This is a genomic window from Synechococcus sp. R6-5, assembly GCF_047461775.1.
Classification (GTDB): Bacteria; Cyanobacteriota; Cyanobacteriia; order Thermostichales; family Thermostichaceae; genus Thermostichus.
This window is the reverse complement of sequence record NZ_JANSHV010000160.1, coordinates 1-2005: the sequence shown is the minus strand read 5'-3', so window position 1 is coordinate 2005 and position 2005 is coordinate 1. Positions and strand designations below refer to the sequence as shown.

At 56.8% G+C, this 2005-nt stretch carries 3 protein-coding genes; all 3 read right to left on the bottom strand.

What is annotated here, in order from left to right:
* Positions 1 to 411 (bottom strand): low molecular weight protein-tyrosine-phosphatase (locus tag NW818_RS09180; RefSeq protein WP_414424375.1); only part of this gene is annotated, 411 nt, incomplete at its 3' end.
* 320 nt (positions 412 to 731) lie between these two features.
* The gene (aat, locus tag NW818_RS09175) at positions 732 to 1310 is read right to left on the bottom strand and encodes a leucyl/phenylalanyl-tRNA--protein transferase (protein ID WP_414424376.1); all 579 of its coding nucleotides are present in this window, start codon (positions 1308 to 1310) and stop codon (positions 732 to 734) included.
* Positions 1311 to 1327: 17 nt separating this feature from the next.
* Complete coding sequence (locus NW818_RS09170; protein WP_414424374.1) at positions 1328 to 1780, bottom strand: hypothetical protein; 453 nt, start codon at positions 1778 to 1780, stop codon at positions 1328 to 1330.
* Positions 1781 to 2005: the final 225 nt, after the last annotated feature.

Genomic DNA, 2005 nt, shown 5'->3' with positions numbered 1-2005 from the left:
GTAATGGAATCCAGCCTCACCCCCGTAGTAGGGATCCGGAACTTCTTCGTCAGAATGAGAGCGGCAATAGCTGCACATCAGGCGCACTTTCTCGGCATATTTTCCCTGGGGATCCAAGCTGAGAATGTCGCGGTAATTTTGTCGATCCATAGCCAGGATCAGGTCAAACTCGCGCAGGTCGGCAGGTCGAATCTGGCGGGCCTTGCCTTGTAGCTCTAGGCCATAGCATCGGGCTGCTTGTTGCATGCGCCTATCTGGGGGGCTGCCGATGTGATAGGCTGCCGTACCTGCTGAGTCGCAGATAATTGCTTCCTTATGGCCGCTGCTGCGCAAAAGGTGATTGGTGATGCCTTCAGCGGTGGGAGAACGACAGATGTTGCCCAGACAGACAAACAGAAGCTTTTGGCTCATGACAATCTCAACAGCAGTAGAGAACTCCTCTCACCTTATAACAATGCCCATCTAATCTAATGGTTCTTTGGTCTGAGCATAATAGTTCTTCGTTCTGAGCGCAGAAGAGCACAGACGGCAACGAACGGTGTTTGCGAGCCAGTCTCATCTGCCACTGACGGGAACAGAGCGGATCCGATGTGCTGGCCCACCACGGGATGTATTCGCTCACAGCAGCAGAGTGGAGTCCTCCCTCATTTTCCACCAAGTTTCCCACCAAGAGCCGCTGCAATGATCTAACAGCAGCTATTGGGAAGCCTGTCGCTTTGAGCATCACAGGTCTAATCGAACCGACAAGGGATCCCCAGGCACTGCTGCAATAGCTTCAGGTACTCTTGTCCATCCATGAGAAAGGCACCAAAACAGGCCAGGTGCGGGTTCATCAACTGAGCGTCGAAGAGGCGAAAGCCCCGCTCCCGTAAGTGCTCCACCAACTTCACCAAGGCCACCTTCGAGCCGTTGGGAATGCGGTAGAACATGGACTCGCCGATAAATGCCGCCCCAAGGGCAATACCCAGGATCCCGCCTGCCAAGGTCTCTCCCTGCCAGGTTTCAAAGCTGTGGGCAAAGCCAGACCGGTGCAGAGCTGCGTAAATCTGCTTCAGCTCGGGGCTAATCCAGGTTTGGGGACGAGCGGCACAGCCCTCTACCACCTGCTCAAAAGCGCAGTTCAGCCGCACCTGAAAGCGACCGCTGCGCACCAAGGGCCGCAACGAACGGGGGCAGTGAAATCGCTCATCGAGGGGGATCACCGCGTGCCGGTCGGTGCTGTACCAAGCCAGGGATCCCGCCTTTTCGTCGGCCATCAGGAAGTAGCCTTGGGCATAGCCTGCCAGAATGGTGGCCAGATCCACCTGCATTGCCTCAGTTGCGCTCCTCAAGATTGCCATTCTGGAGAGAGACTGGCAAAGTCTCCCCCATTAGCCCTGGGGTGGCAATCCACACAGCCGCTCACCCGCACAGGAGTGGGAAACTCCACTTGCAGATGCAAAGCGCGGAAATAGCGGGAATCTGCCAAGCGATAGGGCACCTGTTCCCCTTGTCGCAGGGGCCGGGAGTTGGGCCGCAAATAGCCCCAGGCCAGTTGTAAAGCCACACCGCTCAGGGGCTGGATCTGCTGGCCATAGTGGTTGGGATCCTGCAGCAGCCGTCGCCAGGTTTCAGTGGGCAACACTTGGGCGGGCAACGCCACATGGCAACTGCCACAACTGCGCACATATTGAGCTTGCTCCAGTTGGGCTTGAGTCAGGCCCTGCTGGGCTTGTGCTCCCAGGTTCTGCGCTGATCCCGCCAGCAGGGATCCCATAAACCCGGACAGGATGACTACCATGCTCCAGATCCAAAACCGCCGGCGTCGTCGTTGCAAAGGAGCCATGCTCTCACACCCACTGCCCATGCTTTCCCACTCTAGATCAAGATCAGGTGGCCGCTCGCTACAGTGGGACGGAGTCCATAAGATCCGGCCTCAACTGCTGGGATCGACTTGATCGACTTGGCCTATTTTTGGAGGAGCTTGAGAGATCGCGGATCTGATACATTTACGCTGAACACTGCT